This is a genomic window from Microvirga sp. VF16 (assembly GCF_016864375.1).
Taxonomy (GTDB): domain Bacteria; phylum Pseudomonadota; class Alphaproteobacteria; order Rhizobiales; family Beijerinckiaceae; genus Microvirga.
Genome location: NZ_CP069354.1, coordinates 2719923 through 2737147, shown reverse-complemented (window position 1 = coordinate 2737147; position 17225 = coordinate 2719923). Strand labels below are relative to the sequence as shown.

The window sequence follows — 17225 nt, the reverse complement described above, 5'->3', positions numbered from 1 at the left end:
CTTCTGCTCGCCGTCGTTGCCCTGTGGCTCGACATCCGGGAACGCCGGCGCGCCTATCTTGAAATGGAGCGCATGCGCGATCTCACCGATGCGGCCGTCGAGGGGCTCGTGCTCTGCGACGGCGACACCATCATGACGGTCAACCAGAGCTTCGCACGGCTGACTGGCCTCAAATCCGAACAGATCGTGGGCCAGACCCTGGCCGCATGGATTCCCGACAGCTCCAAGCGGGATAAGCTGTTCGCGTCCCTGGGACAGGCCATCGAAACCGACCTACGGAACGCAGATGGTACCCTGCTGCCCGTCGAGCTGATCGCTCGACAGATCAATTACAACGGCGCTCCACACAACGTGGTCGCCTTCCGCGATCTTCGCGACCGCAGGAATGCAGAAGCCCAGATCCGCTATCTGGCCCATCACGATCCGCTCACCGGTCTGGACAACCGCGCAAGCTTCGATCATCGCCTGGACCGAGAAATTCGCCTGCACCGGCGAACGAAGCGGCAGATGGCGCTGCTGTGCCTCGATCTCGACGGCTTCAAGGAGGTCAACGATCTCTACGGGCATGCCACCGGCGACCGACTGCTGCAGGATATCGCAAAGCATCTCTCGGCAGCTCTCGGCGATGGACAGATGCTGGCACGTCTCGGCGGTGACGAATTCGCCATCATCGCACCTCATGTGACGGATCCCGCCCAGGTGGGGATTCTGGCCGACACGATTCTGAAGAACCTCAAATGGGACGAGGAAGGGGTTCCGTCCGGTCTCGTCTCCGTCAGCGTCGGCATCGCGCTCTATCCGTCCGATGGAAAAGATCGCACGGAACTCCTCTCCAGCGCCGATGCAGCCCTGTACCGTGCCAAGACCGAGGGAAAGGGTATCTATCGCTTCTTCGAGGCGGCCATGGGCGCGCAGATTCGTGAACGCCGCAGCATCGAGCACGATCTGCGCAGCGCGGTCGCCAACGACGAACTGAGCCTCGTTTATCAGCCGCAGGCGCAGGTCGACACGGGAGAGGTCAACGGGTTCGAAGTTCTACTCCGTTGGACGCATCCGACGCGCGGCAATGTCCCGCCCTCGATCTTCATCCAGATCGCGGAGGACAGCGGACTGATCCTGAAGATCGGCGAGTGGGTGATGCGGGAAGCCTGCCGCGAGGCCGCCACTTGGATGCGGCCGCTGACCGTCGCAGTCAACGTGTCGGCGCTGCAGCTGACCAGCGACGGCTTCGTGGACTTCGTCCAGCGCACGCTTAAGGAGACAGGACTGCCGCCGGAGCGGCTAGAGATCGAGATCACCGAGACGGCTCTGATCCGCGACCCGAACCGCGCTCTCCTGATGCTACAGAAGCTGAAAGGGCTCGGCGTCAATATCGCCATGGACGATTTCGGGACCGGCTATTCCTCGCTCTCGAATCTGCGCGCCTTCCCGTTCGACAAGATCAAGATCGACCGCTCCTTCATCCAGGCGGTTCACACGAACCCGCAGGCGGCCGCGATCGTGCGCGCCGTGCTCGGACTCGGCCGCGGTCTGGGACTCCCCGTGATCGCCGAGGGCGTCGAGACCTCCGAGGAACTGCGCTTCCTCGGGCTCGAGGGCTGCGCCGAGGCTCAGGGCTACCTGTTCGGCCGCCCCGCGCCGATCAAGGAATTCGTGCCGTTGATTTCAACCAATGTCGCCACGTTGCCGCGACCGCTCCGCCGAGCGACTGCGAATCGACCCTAGTTTGCTCGCCGCGGCGGCCGGAAGATTGTCATTCCCGGCCGAAGTGTAGCGAAAAGGAAGGGAATCCATAGCGCCGAACGTATGAGTGGCCCCCCTTCCGATCCTTCGGACCGCCGGGGATGACACGGTGGTTGGTGGAACGCCTCTATTTCCGTTCTTTATCGAACGGATTCTGGCCCATCCGCAGGGACACACGGATCGGGGTGCCGGGAAGGTCGAAGGATTCACGCAGGCCGTTGACGAGATAGCGTGTGTAGCTCTTCGGCAGAGCGTCGAGTTGGTTGCCGAACACGGCGAAATGCGGCGGGCGTGATTTCACCTGCGTCATGTAGCGGATCTTGATCCGGCGGCCGGAAACGGCGGGCGGCGGGTTGGCTTCCAGCGCCTCGGTGAGCCATTGATTGAGCTTCGCGGTCGGGATGCGCGTGTTCCACGTCTCGTAAACCTGGAATACCGCCTTCATGAGCGGATCGATGCCGCTGCCGGCGAGACCTGAGAGCGGCACCACCGGCGCGCCGCGCACCTGCGGCAGCAGGCGGGCAGCCTTTTCCTTCAGGTCCGCAAGCAGGCCCTTCTGATCGGCGACGAGATCCCACTTGTTGAGGCCGATCACGAGAGCCCGGCCCTCCTGCTCCACCAGATCGACGATGGAGAGGTCCTGCTTCTCGAACGGGATCGTGGCGTCGAGCAGCACCACCACCACCTCGGCGAAGCGCACGGCGCGCAGCGCGTCGGCGACGGAGAGCTTTTCGAGCTTGTCCTCAACCCGGGCGCGCTTGCGCAGACCCGCCGTGTCGAAGAGTTTTATGGGACGTCCACGCCATTCCCAATCGAGCGAGATGGAATCGCGGGTGATGCCGGCCTCGGGCCCCGTGAGCAGGCGATCCTCGCCGACCATGCGGTTGATGAGCGTCGACTTGCCCGCATTCGGACGCCCGACGATGGCGACCTGCAGCGGCTTGTTCGGGTCATCCTCTTCCTCCTCCATCTCGTCCGGATTGGGGAAGTGAGGCATCAGGGCCTCGAAGAGGTCGGCCATGCCCTCACCGTGCTCGGCGGAGAGCGGAATCGGTTCGCCGAGGCCGAGCGAAAAGGCTTCATAGGCGCCCGCCATGCCGCCGGATCCCTCGGCCTTGTTGGCGATAAGGATCACCGGCTTGCCTGAGCGGCGCACCATCTCGGCGAAGGGCCGGTCAGCCGGCAGGATCCCGACGCGAGCATCGATAATGAAGAGGATGACATCGGCATCGCCAATGGCGGCTTCCGTCTGGGCACGCATGCGGCCGAGAAGCGACTCCTCGGTCGCTTCCTCCAAGCCCGCCGTATCGATAATGCGAAATTCGAGATCGCCGAGTTTGGCCTCGCCCTCGCGCCGGTCGCGGGTCACGCCCGGTCGGTCGTCCACAAGCGCCAGCTTCTTGCCGACGAGGCGGTTGAAGAGAGTCGATTTGCCGACATTCGGCCGCCCAACAATGGCGACGGTCGCCGTCATGTCTTGTCCTATCTTACTGGGTCGCCTGCACCGGACCGCCCGCCACGAGGGCGGTGTAGATGGCAAGGCGCTGCCTCAAGGAGGAAGGCGTCTCGCGATCGGCGGCGATCTGGTCGAACCAACGACCGGCATAATCCATATCACCGGCCTTAAGGCCGGATAAGCCTAAGAGTTCCCTTGCAGAATGGCGCCAGGCGTTGGACGGCACCGCCAAGGGCTCTACGGCCTGACGCAGCTTGGCGGGCTCGGCCGTGTCGATGCGCAGCCATGCTGCGCGAAGGCGCGCCAAGTCCTTCCAGAGCGCAGGCACAGAGGCATCGTTGGCGAGCGCGTCGAAGGCCGAAGCGCCGTTCTCCGCATTCTGAGCGCCCATCTCGGCCGCGAGGCGGAAGCGGGCAAGCATCGCGTAGCCGGTGGCGCCATCTTCCTTCACGACATTCTCGAAGGCGGCTTGTGCTTCCTGTCCCTTGTCCTCCGAGGAGAGGCGCAAGGCCTCCTCGTAGCGCACAGCGGCTTCCTGAGCACGGGTCTCCTGGGTGTGCTGCCAGAAGCGCCAGCCGCCCACGCCAACAACGACCAGCACCACCACGCCAATGATGATTCCATTGTAGCGCTTCCAGATCTGAGCCATCTGATCGCGGCGGTATTCCTCATCGACTTCGCGAATGAACTCGTCGTTCGGGGCCATCGTCTCACTCATGCGGCCCAATGGCCGCCTCCTGCAATCGAAGGAGGTCGCCTAACACACACAACCGCGCAAGGCGAGAGGGTTCATGCCCGCATGGGCAGGACGGGAACTCCGATCAACCACGGGTGGAGCCAGAACACAAAGGCCAGATAGACCGCCGTTCCGATGATCACCGCCAGTGCATCATTCCGCCACCCGGCGGGTGCCGTCGTACCCCCATGCTGGGCGGCTATGTCCCGGCGCTTGGCGTTGATGCGGGCCAGCACGGCCCAGACCAGGAAGGAACCGAAGAGCAAAATCGAGCCCAGATCGCCATTGGCGAGAAGATGCGCCAGCGCCCAGATCTTCACGCCTGCGAGCATCGGGTGCCTGAGCCGGGCCTTGATGCGCCCCGGCAGATAGGCCGCCGCAATACAGACGAAGGCGAGCCAGACCAGAAGAAGCGCGAGATGGCGTGTCCAGACGGGGGGATCCCAGACCGGGATGTAGCCGCCGGCGCGATACTGGCCATAGCCGATGGCGATCAGAACGATGCCGAGAAGAGAGACGAGGGAATAAAGCCCTTTGTACGGCCTCTCCCCGATCCTCGCGATCAGAGCCGTCCGGCTGCCCCGTGCCATGCTGAAGGAATGAATGCCGAGGAAAATCGCAAGTCCAAGGATCAACAGCGTCACGAACGGCCCCCATGCTCTAGGAACTTATAGCCATTCCAAACAGAGAAAACCAAGCAGTATGAACAGGAAGGGCTCCGTGAGATGAAAAGCCCAAAGGCCGACGGCGCAAGTTTCCAATTACCCTCAAAGCCTTGGACTGCCTAAACTTTTAACAATGGGGTATCTTGCAGCATAAAAATTTCTCCGCTACGGACCGCGGAAACCTTGCTTTAGACTAATTCGGCACTAGCGACGCCGCCCCAAGTCCGATAGCCAAGGCCGCAAGATTATCAACCAACAAGTTTTAAGGGGGAGACAGGTGACGGCACTTCTTGGGCTATCCCGTGTCATCGACTCGATCAACGAGCGCCTCGGCAAGGTCGCAGCTTGGGCCATCGTGGTGGCCATCCTGGTCTCCGCGATCAATGCTATCATCCGGCGCATCTTCGGCGTCTCGTCCAATGCCTGGCTCGAGCTGCAATGGTACCTCTTCGGCGCCGTGTTCATGCTCTGCGCCGCCTGGACCCTGAAGGTCAACGAGCATATCCGCATCGACATCATCTCCAGCAGGCTCTCGAAGCGCGGGCGGGACGGAATCGATGTGTTCGGTCACCTCTTCTTCCTGTTCCCCTTCGTGGCTCTGCTGCTTTGGTTGTCGGTGCCATATTTCCTCAATTCGTTCCGTTCGGGCGAGGTGTCGTCGAATGCCGGCGGCCTGCTGATCTGGCCAGCCAAGGGCCTCATCCTGCTCGGGTTCATCTCGATGTTCTTCCAGTGGCTGAGCGAGCTGATCAAGCGCGTCGCCATCATGCAGGGCAAGCTCGCCGATGAGGAAGCTGGCGGCCACAGTGTCGAGGCCGAGGCAGAGCGCCTCATCCATGACATCGGCACCGTCAACACGCCGGGCACAGGCGCGACGCCGCCTGGCGACGGCATCAGCTGATCGTTTCGGCGACTGATTTTAGTTTTCGGAGTTTCCATCAATGGCTGCATTGATTGCCCAGAACCTCGCGCCGATCATGTTCGCGGCGCTCGTGGTTTTCCTTCTTCTCGGCTATCCGGTCGCCTTCGCGCTTGCGGCGAACGGATTGCTGTTCTTCTTCATCGCGGTAGAGCTCGCTCCGCTAGCCCCTGATACCATCACTCTTTCCTGGCCGTTCCTCCAGGCCCTGCCCGACCGAATCTTCGGCACCATGTCGAACGAGGTGCTTCTGGCGGTCCCGTTCTTCACCTTCATGGGACTGGTGCTCGAGCGCTCAGGTATGGCTGAAGACCTCCTCGACACCATCGGCCAGCTCTTCGGTCCGGTTCGCGGCGGTCTCGCCTACGCGGTGATCTTCGTGGGTGCGCTGCTGGCGGCCACCACCGGCGTGGTTGCCGCTTCCGTGATCTCCATGGGCCTCATCTCCCTGCCGATCATGCTGCGCTACGGCTATGACCGTCGTCTGGCTTCCGGCGTGATCGCGGCCTCGGGTACGCTTGCCCAGATCATCCCGCCCTCCCTCGTTCTCATCGTTATGGCCGACCAGCTCGGCCGCTCGGTGGGCGACATGTACGAGGGCGCTTTCCTGCCCGGCCTGATCCTGACCGGCCTCTACGCCGGCTACATCATGCTGATGTCGATCATCTATCCGAAATCAGCCCCAGGCCTTCCGCCGGAGGCGATCGGCTACCGCGAGCCCGATGGCGCGCGCGGCGTCTGGCAGCTCGGCATCCTGGTCGTCTTCTCCGGCCTCGTCGGCTACTACGTGCTCTCGCAGACCAACACCAAGGCCGGTGCGGATTTCGTCATCCTGACGATCTGCGTTGCCACCGTGGTAGCTCTCATCTGCGCCCTCATGAACAAGATGCTCGGCGCGAAGCGCATCGCCATCTCCGCCGTCCTGGTCGCCCTTCTTGTCGGCGCCTACGTGGTGCTGCACAACCAGGGCCATGAGGGTCTCGCACTGACTTTCGAAATGATCCTGGCAGGCGCGATCTATGCGCTGATCGTGGGCATCGTGGAACGGTTCACGGGCCTGCGGCTCATGTCCAATATGGCACAGCAGGTTACCTTCGTGATGGTGCCCCCGCTCCTGCTGATCTTCCTCGTGCTCGGCACCATCTTCATTGGCCTTGCCACGCCGACCGAAGGCGGCGCCATGGGCGCGTTGGGCTCGGTGATCCTGGCGGCCGTCAAGCGCAAGCTCGACAACAACCCGGCCCGGTTCAACTGGACCCTGGTGCGTCAGGCCACGGAAGCGACCGCGAAGCTCTCCGCCTTCGTGCTCTTCATCCTGATCGGCGCCCGCGTGTTCTCGCTCACCTTTTATGGCGTGAACGGCCACATCTGGGTCGAGCACCTGCTCACCTCGCTTCCGGGCGGACAGGTCGGCTTCCTGGTCTTCGTGAACGTGCTGGTGTTCTTCCTGGCCTTCTTCCTCGACTACTTCGAGCTGGCCTTCATCATTATCCCGCTCCTCGGGCCCGCAGCCGACAAGCTCGGCATCGACCTGATCTGGTTCGGCGTGATCCTGGCCGTGAACATGCAGACCTCGTTCATGCATCCGCCCTTCGGCTTCGCCCTCTTCTTCCTGCGCTCGGTGGCCCCCAAGGTGCCGTATATCGACCGCCTCACGGGCAAGAAGATGGAACCGGTGACCACGGGTCAGATCTATTGGGGCGCCGTACCCTTCGTGATCATTCAGCTGATCATGGTGGGCATCGTGATCGCCTTCCCGCAGATCGTGATGCATTACAAGGCGGCAGGCCCCGCGGTCGATCCGGCAGCAGTGCAGCAGAAGCTCGACCAACTACTGGTTCCTGGCCTCGGCGCCCCTGGCGATCCGGGCGGCCTCCCCAGCCTGAACTTCGACGAACCGCCGAAGATTCAGTAACTTTGCCTCGCATACGAGACGAAAAGGCGGGCTTTGCGGCCCGCCTTTTGCTTGAAAGAACGAAGGTCGTGCAAGAGGGACCAGAGTGTCTCGCTCGTCATTGCAGGACCATCACCCTTCCCGTAAAACCGCTGCACAATCGACAAGATGGGCCAGCCTGACCGGCACCGAGGGGGAACCGAAGATCATGCCTCGCACCATGAGCCTCATATTGACTGCCGGCTTGCTCCTGCTGCCTGAGGCAGCGTTCGCGGCGGAGTTCGACGGGGCGAGTCTCGGCTTCGCCTGGGCGCTGCCCTTTGCGGGCATTCTCCTGTCCATCGCTCTCTTCCCGTTGCTCGCGCCGCATGTCTGGGAGCATCACCAGGGCAAGATCGCTGCACTTTGGGGATTGCTGGTGCTGATCCCGCTGGCCGTTGTCGCAGGCCCCGCAGCGGCGCTCCACGCCCTCGCCCACACGGCGCTGCTCGAATACATCCCGTTCATCCTGCTGCTGCTCGCGCTGTTCACGGTGGCCGGCGGCATTCTCGTGCGCGGCAACCTTCACGGCGCGCCGGGCATGAACACGATCCTTCTGGCCATCGGCACCGTGCTCGCCAGCGTCATCGGTACCACGGGCGCGTCCATGGTGATGATCCGCCCGGTCATGCGCGCCAATGACGATCGGCGACACAACGTCCATGTGATCGTGTTCTTCATCTTCCTGGTGTCGAATATCGGCGGCTCGCTCACGCCCCTCGGCGATCCGCCGCTCTTCCTCGGCTTCCTGCGTGGCGTCGATTTCTTCTGGACCACCACGCACCTGTTCCCGGCAACCCTTGTCGCCAGCGTGCTCCTGCTCGCTCTCTTCTTCGCGATCGATCTCATCGTCTACAAGAAGGAAGGCCGCGTCCGTCCCGATCCGACGCCAGACAATCCGGTCCGCATCACGGGCGGCATCAACGTCCTGCTGATCGCCGTCATCATCGGCGCCATTCTCATGAGCGCCACCGTCGATCTCGGCCGCATGACCGTGTTCGGCACAGAAATCGAATTCGCCAATGGCTTGCGTGATCTCATCATGATTGCGGTCACCATCACTTCGCTGAAGACCACGCCAAAGGCCAACCGGATCGAGAACGGCTTCTCCTGGGACCCGATCAAGGAGGTGGCCAAGCTCTTTGCCGGCATCTTCATCACCATCATTTCGGTGCTGGCCATGCTGCGCGCCGGCGCGGACGGCGCCTTCGCGCCGCTCGTCGCGCTCGTGACCAATCCGGACGGCAGTGCCAACAATGCCGCCTATTTCTGGCTTTCCGGCGGCCTGTCCTCGTTCCTCGACAATGCGCCGACCTATCTTGTGTTCTTCGAACTCGCCGGCGGCGATCCGCAGCAACTCATGACGACGGGCGCGCTGACACTCACGGCGATCTCCGCCGGCGCCGTGTTCATGGGCGCCAACTCCTATATCGGCAACGCCCCCAATTTCATGGTCTACGCGATTGCCCGCGCAGGCGGCGTGAAGATGCCGAGCTTCTTCGGCTATCTGCTCTGGTCGGGCGCGATCCTGCTTCCGACTTTCCTGCTGCTCACGCTGCTCTTCTTCAGGGAATGAACATCACTACAACGTGGGAGCGGATCGGTTTATAGATCTACCGAACCGCCTCTTCATAAAACTCCGGCTTGAAGCCGACCACGAGGCGACCGCCGAGATCGAGAACGGGACGCTTGATTAGGGAGGGCTGGTCGAGCATCAGTGCGAGCGCTTTCCGCTCATCGATGCCTTCCTTCTCTGCATCTGGCAGCTTGCGGAACGTCGTTCCGGCGCGGTTGAGAAGCGTCTCCCAGCCGACGCTGCGCACCCAGGTCTCCAGCCGCGCGCGGTCGATACCTTCCACCTTGTAATCATGGAACGCGTAAGGCACACCCTTGGCATCGAGCCAGGCACGCGCCTTCTTCATCGTGTCGCAGTTCTTGATGCCATAGAGCGTGGCTGCCATCGCCTACTCCCACTCGATGGTGCCGGGCGGCTTCGAGGTGATGTCGTAGGTCACGCGGTTGATGCCCTTCACCTCGTTGATGATGCGGGTCGCGACCCGGCCGAGGAAGGCCATGTCGAACGGGTAGAAATCCGCTGTCATGCCGTCGATGGAGGTGACGGCGCGTAGCGCACAGACATGGTCGTAGGTGCGCGCATCGCCCATCACGCCGACGGTCTTCACGGGAAGCAGCACGGCGAAGGCCTGCCAGATTTCGTCGTAGAGGCCGGCATTGCGGATCTCTTCCAAGTAGATCGCATCGGCCTTGCGCAGGATGTCGAGTTTTTCGCGCGTGATCGTGCCGGGAACGCGAATGGCGAGGCCCGGGCCTGGGAATGGATGGCGACCGACAAAGGCGTCGGGCAGGCCGAGCTCGCGGCCGAGCACCCTCACCTCGTCCTTGAACAGCTCGCGTAGCGGCTCCACGAGCTTCATCTTCATGCGCTCGGGCAGACCGCCGACATTGTGATGGCTCTTGATGGTGACTGAGGGACCGCCGGTGAAGGAGACGCTCTCGATCACGTCCGGATAGAGCGTTCCCTGCGCCAGGAAGTCGGCGCCACCGATCTTCTTCGCCTCCTCGTCGAACACGTCGATGAAGAGCTTGCCGATGGTCTTGCGCTTGACCTCCGGGTCCGACACGCCTTCGAGCGCTCCAATGAACAGGTCCTGCGCCTGCACGTGGACGAGCGGGATGTTGTAGTGGTCGCGGAAGAGCGTCACCACCTGCTCGGCTTCCGCCGCGCGCAGCAGGCCGTGATCGACGAAGACGCAGGTGAGCTGGTCACCGATGGCCTCATGGATCAGCACGGCCGCCACGGCGGAATCGACGCCGCCGGACAGGCCGCAGATCACCCGGCCAGTGCCGACCTGGGCGCGGATGCGCTCGATGGCCTCCTCGCGGAAGGCCTTCATGGTCCAGTCACCCTTGCAACCGGCGATGTCGCGCACGAAGTTGCGGATGAGCTGGGCTCCTTGAGGCGTGTGCACAACTTCCGGGTGGAACTGCACGCCGTAGAACTTGTGCTCCTCGTCGGCCACGACCGCGAAGGGGGCGTTCTCGGAAGCGGCCAGAACCTCAAAACCTTCGGGGAGCTTGGTGACGCGGTCGCCATGGCTCATCCAAACCGGGTATTTCTTGCCGACCTGCCACACGCCCTGGAAGAGCGGGCTCTCGGTGAAGACCTCGATCTCGGCGCGGCCGAACTCGGAATGATGCCCGCCCTCGACCTCGCCGCCGAGCTGCGCCGCCATGGTCTGCTGGCCGTAGCAGATACCGAAGATCGGCAGGCCGGTGTCGAACAGCTCCTGCGGTGCGCGGGGAGAAGTGTCAGTGGTGACCGATTCCGGTCCGCCGGAGAGGATCACGCCCTTCGGCTTCATGGTCCGGATCGCCTCGGCGGCCTTCTGGAACGGCACCACCTCGGAATAGACGCCATCCTCGCGCACGCGCCGTGCGATGAGCTGGGTCACCTGGGAGCCGAAATCGACGATGAGGATTTTATCGTGGGTCTGGGTCATGGCAGGTTCTTACGGCCTTCCGGGTCGGGACAACAATCGAAATATGAGGCTTTTCATGGGTTTCGCACTAGGATCGCGGCATAAAAGCCGTCGGTCCCGGTCTTATGCGGCGTCAGCTGGAGCCCGTGTACGGTCGGGCGAACGGAGCCCTTGAGCGCGCCGAGCCCCGCCTGCTCCAGAACCTTGTCGGCCGGCACGGGCGAAAAGCCGTTGTGACGCTCCATGAGGGCAGAGAGCGCGTCGTCGTTCTCCTCCGGCAGGATCGAGCAGGTGATATAGACGATGCGCCCTTTGGGCTTCACCAGCCGGGCAGCACGGTCGAGAACCGTCGCCTGCTCGTTGCGCCGAACCTCCAGGCTGCCGGGCCGCAGGCGCCATTTCGCATCCGGGTTGCGCCGCCAGGTGCCGATTCCGGTGCAGGGCGCGTCTACGAGCACGCAATCGATCTTGCCGTCGAGATCGGTCACCGCATCGGCCTTGGCTCGCGGCGTGCGGACCTGGACATTGCGCACCCCTGCCCGAGTCAGCCGGTCATGGATGGGCGCGAGACGACGAGCGTCATTGTCGGTGGCGTAGATCTGGCCGTGGTTCTCCATCATGGCCGCCAGCGCCAGGGTCTTGCCGCCGCCGCCGGCGCAGAGATCGACCACCTGTTCGCCGGGCTTGGCACCGGAGAGCAGCGCCACGAGCTGCGAGCCCTCGTCCTGGATCTCGATCCAGCCTTTCAGGAATTCCGGCTCGGATTGCACAGCCGGTCCGCGCCCATCCTCGCTCGGCGCGATACGCAGGCCCAAGGGCGAGAGCGGCGTCTCGATGGCGTTGAGATGCGGCAGGGCGTTGTGTGCCTCCTCGCGGGAGGACACCTTGAGGGTATTGACCCGCAGGTCCAGCGGCGCGCGGGTAGTGAGCGCCTGCATCTCGGGCACGAGATCCTCGACGAAGAGACGCTGCAGCGACGGCTCGATCCAGTCCGGGAAGTCGCCCGCGATAGGGGCCGGCGCGTTGCCGAGATCGGCTTTCTCCAACCTCCCCCGCTCATCGGCGGTCAAAGGCTCCGGGGCGAAGCGCTCGCCTGAACACAAAGCCGCAATGGCGTCGAGATTGAGCCCGCGCTGCAGCTTCAGCATGCCGAGCACGACGGCGCGGGGTGTACTCTCGCCCATGATCCAGGCAGCGGAGGATTTCCGGCGCAGGGCATCGTAGACGAGGCTCGCGATGGCGGCGCGGTCCTTGGAGCCGGCGAAGCGATGGGACAGGCCCCAATCCTTCAGGGCGTCGGTCGCCGGGCGGCGGCGGGCCTCGATATCGGCCAGGACCTCGATAACGGCGGAGATGCGGGCGGCGGGTGTCATCGAAAAAGCACACTCAAGCTTGGCCGTAGAAACGACATAATGTTTCCTATTTTCCGTCCCGTTCGAAAGTGGATCTAAGGAGTGTGCACATCGCACGATTCTCTTTGGAGCCACTTTCCATGTTGACCCGACTGACCCGCGGCCTCGTCGCCGTCGGCCTGACCCTCGCCATCGCCGCCTGCGCCACCGCCCCGGCTGCCGACCTCACCCCACCTCCGATGAGGCAGACCGACGCCAAGACCCAGCTCGAAAGCGGCAAGCGCTTCTAATGCGATGCGCGGGATGGGTGCAACGCCCATCCCGTCCCTTCTAAACGCCTGTCTCGGCAGCCAGCACCCGAATGCCGAAGATCACCCACATAGCCACCAGGATCAGCACTCCGACCACGAAGACCGTGAAGCGCAACGACACCCTGTTCGAGGTCGTATGGATCGCCGCATGGACCAAGCGGCTTGTCACGAACATCCAGGACATCACCACGAAGAGCATATCGGCTTTGCGGGTGAACAGCGCCAGCACCACCAGCACATAGAACAGAACCGGCAGCTCAAACTGGTTATGATATGCGTTCTGCACCTGCAGGATCGGCGTGGGCCAGTTGCGCTCGCCCAACGCGATGTCCCTCACCTTCACCTTGCCCGTACGCAGGCTCGACAACCGTGAGCTGCCCATCCAGAGCAGCAGGAGGACGGTCAGCGCGACCTGGACATAGACCGGGAGAAGGATGGCGGTAATGCTCATAAGCGGGAACTCGACTCAAGCTTAGCTGCGAGTCGGGTAGTTAGGGCTCTCCCGCGTGATCGTCACGTCATGAACGTGGCTCTCGCGCAGGCCCGCGCTGGTGATGCGGATGAACTGGGCCTTCTCCTGGAATTCCGGCAGGGTCGCGGCGCCCACATAGCCCATGGAGGCACGAAGGCCACCGGTGAGCTGGTGCAGCACAGCGGAAACCGGCCCCTTATAGGCCACCTGACCCTCGATGCCTTCCGGCACGAGCTTCAACGTATCGCGCACCTCCGCCTGGAAGTAGCGGTCCGCCGAGCCGCGCGCCATGGCGCCGACCGATCCCATGCCGCGATAGGACTTGTAGGAGCGGCCCTGATAGAGGAAAACCTCGCCCGGGGTCTCGTCCGTGCCGGCGAGCAGCGAGCCGACCATGGCGCAGGAGGCACCGGCGGCGAGCGCCTTGGCGAGATCGCCCGAGAACTTGATGCCGCCGTCGGCGATCACCGGAACGTCTGCCTGCGAGGCCGCCTCGACGGCCTCCATGATGGCGGTGAGCTGGGGCACGCCGACACCTGCGACGATGCGGGTGGTGCAGATGGAGCCCGGGCCGATGCCGACCTTGATCGCATCGGCACCGGCATCGATGAGCGCCTGGGCGCCCTCGCGCGTCGCCACGTTGCCGGCGACGACCTGAACGGCGTTCGAGAGCTTCTTTACCCGCGTGACGCTCTCCAGCACCTTCACGGAATGACCGTGGGCGGTATCGACCACGACCACGTCGCAGCCGGCATCGATGAGGCGCTCGGCGCGCTCGAAGCCCTGCTCGCCCGTCGTGGTGGCGGCAGCGACCAGAAGGCGGCCCTGCACGTCCTTGGCGGCGTTGGGATAGGCGACTTGCTTCTCGATGTCCTTCACCGTGATCAGGCCGATGCAACGGTAATGGTCGTCAACGACCAGGAGCTTCTCGATGCGGAATTGGTGCAGAAGGCGGCGGGCCTCGTCCTGACTCACGCCCTCGCGGACCGTGATCAGGCGGTCCTTGGTCATCAGCTCGGAGACCTTCTGGCCGGGATTGTTGGCGAAGCGCACGTCGCGGTTGGTCAGGATGCCGACGAGCTTGCCCTTGGTGTTGTTCGGTCCCCGCTCGACGACCGGAATGCCCGAAATGCCGTGATGCTTCATCATCGACAGCGCATCCGCGAGGGTCTCGTCCGGATGGATGGTGATGGGGTTCATCACCATGCCCGACTCATAGCGCTTCACAAGGCGGACCTGCTCGGCCTGGGCTTCCGGCTCTAGATTGCGGTGGATCACGCCGAGGCCGCCGTTCTGGGCCATAGCGATCGCCATGCGGGCTTCCGTCACCGTGTCCATGGCGGAGGCGATGATCGGCATGTTGAGGCGGATGGTCCGGGTCAGCCGGGTGGCCACGTCGACGTCGCTGGGCAGGACTTCGGAGCGGCCGGGGCGGAGGAGCACGTCATCGAAGGTCAGTCCTTCGATGATCTTATCGGCAATTACAGAGGCCATGACCAACTCCTTAATGGGTGCGCGAGTGAGAAAATAACGCTTTGGCGAGTTGGCACGGGTCCGTAGCACGGGCTTGTCGTTTCGCAAAGGGTTGAGGAACGCTTCTCCAGAAGACCTGCCTTGCGCCTTTTTGGTCTTTGCAAGAGGGTTGCAGGGCGTTAAGTCCTGCGAGTCATGCGCCAATCCCGCCTTCTCCCGCTGATCATCGCCACAGCCCTCTTCATGGAGAACACGGATTCCACGGTGATCTCTACCTCCCTGCCGATGATCGCGCAGAGCCTGGGGACGGATCCCATCGCGCTCAAGCTGGCGCTGACCTCCTATCTGGTGAGCCTCGCCATTTTCATCCCGATCTCCGGCTGGATGGCGGACAAGTATGGCGCTCGCACGATCTTCACCGCAGCCATCGGCGTGTTTATGGCGGGCTCGCTTGCCTGCGCGGGCGCCACTTCCCTGGAGTGGTTCGTGATCGCGCGCTTCGTCCAGGGCGCCGGCGGGGCCATGATGGTGCCAGTGGGCCGCCTCGTGCTGCTGCGGAGCGTTCCCCGCAGCGAGGTGGTGCAGGCCCTCGCGACCCTGACCATTCCGGCTCTGATCGGCCCCATCGTGGGGCCGCCGCTTGGCGGCTTCATCACCGAGTTCTTTCACTGGCGCTGGATCTTCTTCATCAACATCCCCATCGGTATCCTCGGCATCGTAATGGCGACGATCTTCGTACCGAATATCAGGGAGGAGGATACGCCGCCGCTGGACTTTATCGGCTTCCTGCTCTCCGGCTTCGGCTTTGCGCTGCTCATGCTGGGCTTCGCTTCCGGCGGGCGGCATCTCATCCCGGCGGAGATCTCGACTGGCTGCGTGGTGATCGGCGCGACCTGCCTCGTTCTCTACGTTTTCCACGCGAGACGCACCCCCTACCCGGTCCTGCATCTCAGCCTTCTGAAGATCCCGACCTTCCGCATCAGCGTGATCGGCGGATCACTATTCCGCATAGGCATCGGCGCGATTCCCTTCCTGCTGCCACTGATGCTGCAGGTCGGCTTCGGCTTAAGCCCCCTCGCCTCGGGCTCACTCACCTTCATCGCCGCCGTCGGTGCCCTGTTCATGAAGACCATGGCGAAGCGCATCCTCGAGCGGACGGGGTTCCGCAGACTTCTGATCGTCAATGCGTTCATCGGGGCGGGCTTCGTCGCCGCCAACGGCTTCTTCACGCCCGAGACGCCCCACTGGCTGATCATGATCATTCTGCTGGTCGGCGGCTGCTTCCGCTCGCTTCAGTTCACCAGCCTCAACGCTATCGGCTATGCGGAGATTTCCAACCGGGAGATGAGCTACGCCACGAGCCTGTCGAGCGCGTTGCAGCAGGTCTCGCTCAGCATCGGCGTGGCCTTCGGCGCCTTCGTGCTGGAATATGCCGCGAATCTCCATGGCGACGGCACGATCACGGCGGCGAATTTCGGCCCCGCCTTCTGGGCGGTTGCGACGGTGTCCGCCCTGTCCGGTTTCATCTTCCTGGGGCTGACACCGACGGCGGGCGCCGAGATGTCGGGACACAGGATTGTGAAGGAAAAACCTCCTTCCACGGGCTTAGGGGACGGTATCTCGGGCCGCTAGATGCGCTAATTTTCCCGCGTCAGACCGGGAGGCTTTCATGGATCAACGCATCATCGACCTCTATGACGACTTCACCCATGGCGGCATGAGCCGCCGCAGTTTCATCGACAAGCTCGCCGCCCTGGCCGGAAGCACGGCCGCCGCGACGGCCCTGCTGCCGATCCTGCAGAACAACTACGCCCAGGCTCAGACCATTCCGGAGAACGATCCGCGGATTACCGCCGAGACCGTGGACATTCCCGGTGCCCAAGGACTCAAGGGGTATCTCGTCAAGCCGAAGGATGCTTCCGGCAAGCTACCGACCGTGATCGTCATTCATGAGAACCGGGGCCTCAATCCGCATATCAAGGACGTGACCCGGCGCATGGCGGCCGAGGGCTTCATCGCGCTCGGGCTCGATTATATCTCGCCCATGGGCGGCACGCCCGCCGACGAGGACAAGGGCCGCGAGATGATTGGCCAACTGAAGCAGCCAGACGTGATCGCCTACGGCAAGGCGGCGGTCGCCTATCTCAAGGGCCGCCCGGACAGCAACGGCAAGGTCGGCGCCATCGGCTTCTGTTGGGGCGGCGGCGCAGTGAACAACCTCGCGGTCAACGAGCCGAACCTCAATGCGGGCGTGGCCTATTACGGCGGACAGCCGAGGGCCGAGGACGTGCCGAAGATCAATGCCGCCATGATGATGCATTATGGTGGCCTCGATGAGCGCATCAACGCCGGCATCCCGGCCTATGAAGCGGCGCTGAAGCAGGCCGGCAAGACCTATGAGATCTACGTCTACGAGGGCGCCAACCACGCCTTCAACAACGACACAAACGCAGCGCGCTACGACAAGGACGCGGCGGATGAGGCCTGGAGCCGGACGGTCGGGTTCTTGAAGAAGAACTTGGCTTGAAGGCCGCTGTTACCGCGTCATCCCGGACGAAGCGCAGCGAAGATCCGGGATCGTTCTTAAAGTGAAGCGCTGGCAAGCCCTCTCCCGCTTGTAGGGGAGAGTTGGAGAGGGGGGTGCTGGCGCAGGACTGGTTTGAGG

Annotated in this window: 15 protein-coding genes; 7 read left to right on the top strand and 8 right to left on the bottom strand. The window is 63.3% G+C overall.

Annotated features, from left to right (window positions below; translation table 11 throughout):
* Positions 1-72: 72 nt before the first annotated feature.
* The gene (locus JO965_RS12880) at positions 73-1725 is read left to right on the top strand and encodes a bifunctional diguanylate cyclase/phosphodiesterase (RefSeq protein ID WP_246776540.1); all 1653 of its coding nucleotides are present in this window, start codon (positions 73-75) and stop codon (positions 1723-1725) included.
* 145 nt (positions 1726-1870) lie between these two features.
* Here the strand turns inward: JO965_RS12880 and der are convergent, their stop codons facing one another.
* From der to JO965_RS12865, 3 genes are all read right to left on the bottom strand, one after another.
* Positions 1871-3217 (bottom strand): ribosome biogenesis GTPase Der, encoded by a 1347-nt coding sequence (gene der / locus JO965_RS12875; RefSeq protein ID WP_203439307.1) that lies wholly within the window; start codon positions 3215-3217, stop codon positions 1871-1873.
* A gap of 13 nt (positions 3218-3230) precedes the next feature.
* Positions 3231-3905: a tetratricopeptide repeat protein gene (locus tag JO965_RS12870; RefSeq protein ID WP_203439306.1), complete on the bottom strand. Its 675-nt coding sequence runs from the start codon at positions 3903-3905 to the stop codon at positions 3231-3233.
* A gap of 83 nt (positions 3906-3988) precedes the next feature.
* The gene (locus JO965_RS12865; RefSeq protein ID WP_203439305.1) at positions 3989-4579 is read right to left on the bottom strand and encodes an NnrU family protein; all 591 of its coding nucleotides are present in this window, start codon (positions 4577-4579) and stop codon (positions 3989-3991) included.
* A gap of 298 nt (positions 4580-4877) precedes the next feature.
* Between JO965_RS12865 and JO965_RS12860 the strand changes: the two genes are divergently transcribed.
* From JO965_RS12860 to JO965_RS12850, 3 genes are all read left to right on the top strand, one after another.
* Complete coding sequence (locus tag JO965_RS12860) at positions 4878-5501, top strand: TRAP transporter small permease subunit (RefSeq protein ID WP_203439304.1); 624 nt, start codon at positions 4878-4880, stop codon at positions 5499-5501.
* A gap of 40 nt (positions 5502-5541) precedes the next feature.
* Positions 5542-7434: a TRAP transporter large permease subunit gene (locus tag JO965_RS12855; RefSeq protein WP_203439303.1), complete on the top strand. Its 1893-nt coding sequence runs from the start codon at positions 5542-5544 to the stop codon at positions 7432-7434.
* A 187-nt stretch (positions 7435-7621) separates the two neighbouring features.
* Entirely contained in the window at positions 7622-9028 is a 1407-nt protein-coding gene (locus JO965_RS12850) for a sodium:proton antiporter (RefSeq protein ID WP_203439302.1), read from the top strand.
* 37 nt (positions 9029-9065) lie between these two features.
* On the opposite strand, the gene JO965_RS12845 is transcribed toward JO965_RS12850, so the two are convergent.
* From JO965_RS12845 to JO965_RS12835, 3 genes are read right to left on the bottom strand one after another with little or no spacing between them, the layout of a single operon-like run.
* Entirely contained in the window at positions 9066-9413 is a 348-nt protein-coding gene (locus tag JO965_RS12845; RefSeq protein ID WP_203439301.1) for an ArsC family reductase, read from the bottom strand.
* 3 nt (positions 9414-9416) lie between these two features.
* Positions 9417-10973 carry a glutamine-hydrolyzing GMP synthase gene (gene guaA, locus JO965_RS12840; RefSeq protein WP_203439300.1) on the bottom strand — a complete coding sequence of 519 codons (1557 nt, stop codon included), beginning with the start codon at positions 10971-10973 and terminating at the stop codon, positions 9417-9419.
* A gap of 53 nt (positions 10974-11026) precedes the next feature.
* Positions 11027-12325 carry an RsmB/NOP family class I SAM-dependent RNA methyltransferase gene (locus JO965_RS12835; RefSeq protein ID WP_203439299.1) on the bottom strand — a complete coding sequence of 433 codons (1299 nt, stop codon included), beginning with the start codon at positions 12323-12325 and terminating at the stop codon, positions 11027-11029.
* A 119-nt stretch (positions 12326-12444) separates the two neighbouring features.
* On the opposite strand from JO965_RS12835, the gene JO965_RS12830 reads away from it, so the two are divergent.
* Positions 12445-12594: a hypothetical protein gene (locus JO965_RS12830; RefSeq protein WP_203439298.1), complete on the top strand. Its 150-nt coding sequence runs from the start codon at positions 12445-12447 to the stop codon at positions 12592-12594.
* Positions 12595-12634: 40 nt separating this feature from the next.
* Here the strand turns inward: JO965_RS12830 and JO965_RS12825 are convergent, their stop codons facing one another.
* Both JO965_RS12825 and guaB read right to left on the bottom strand, forming a co-directional pair.
* The gene (locus tag JO965_RS12825) at positions 12635-13066 is read right to left on the bottom strand and encodes an MAPEG family protein (protein WP_203439297.1); all 432 of its coding nucleotides are present in this window, start codon (positions 13064-13066) and stop codon (positions 12635-12637) included.
* A gap of 21 nt (positions 13067-13087) precedes the next feature.
* Positions 13088-14581, bottom strand: a complete 1494-nt coding sequence (gene guaB, locus JO965_RS12820) for an IMP dehydrogenase (protein ID WP_203439296.1) — start codon at positions 14579-14581, stop codon at positions 13088-13090.
* A gap of 174 nt (positions 14582-14755) precedes the next feature.
* Between guaB and JO965_RS12815 the strand changes: the two genes are divergently transcribed.
* Positions 14756-16192, top strand: a complete 1437-nt coding sequence (locus JO965_RS12815; RefSeq protein ID WP_203439295.1) for a DHA2 family efflux MFS transporter permease subunit — start codon at positions 14756-14758, stop codon at positions 16190-16192.
* 37 nt (positions 16193-16229) lie between these two features.
* On the top strand, positions 16230-17087 hold the full coding sequence (locus tag JO965_RS12810; protein WP_203439294.1) for a dienelactone hydrolase family protein: 858 nt from the start codon (positions 16230-16232) through the stop codon (positions 17085-17087).
* The last annotated feature ends 138 nt before the right edge of the window (positions 17088-17225 follow it).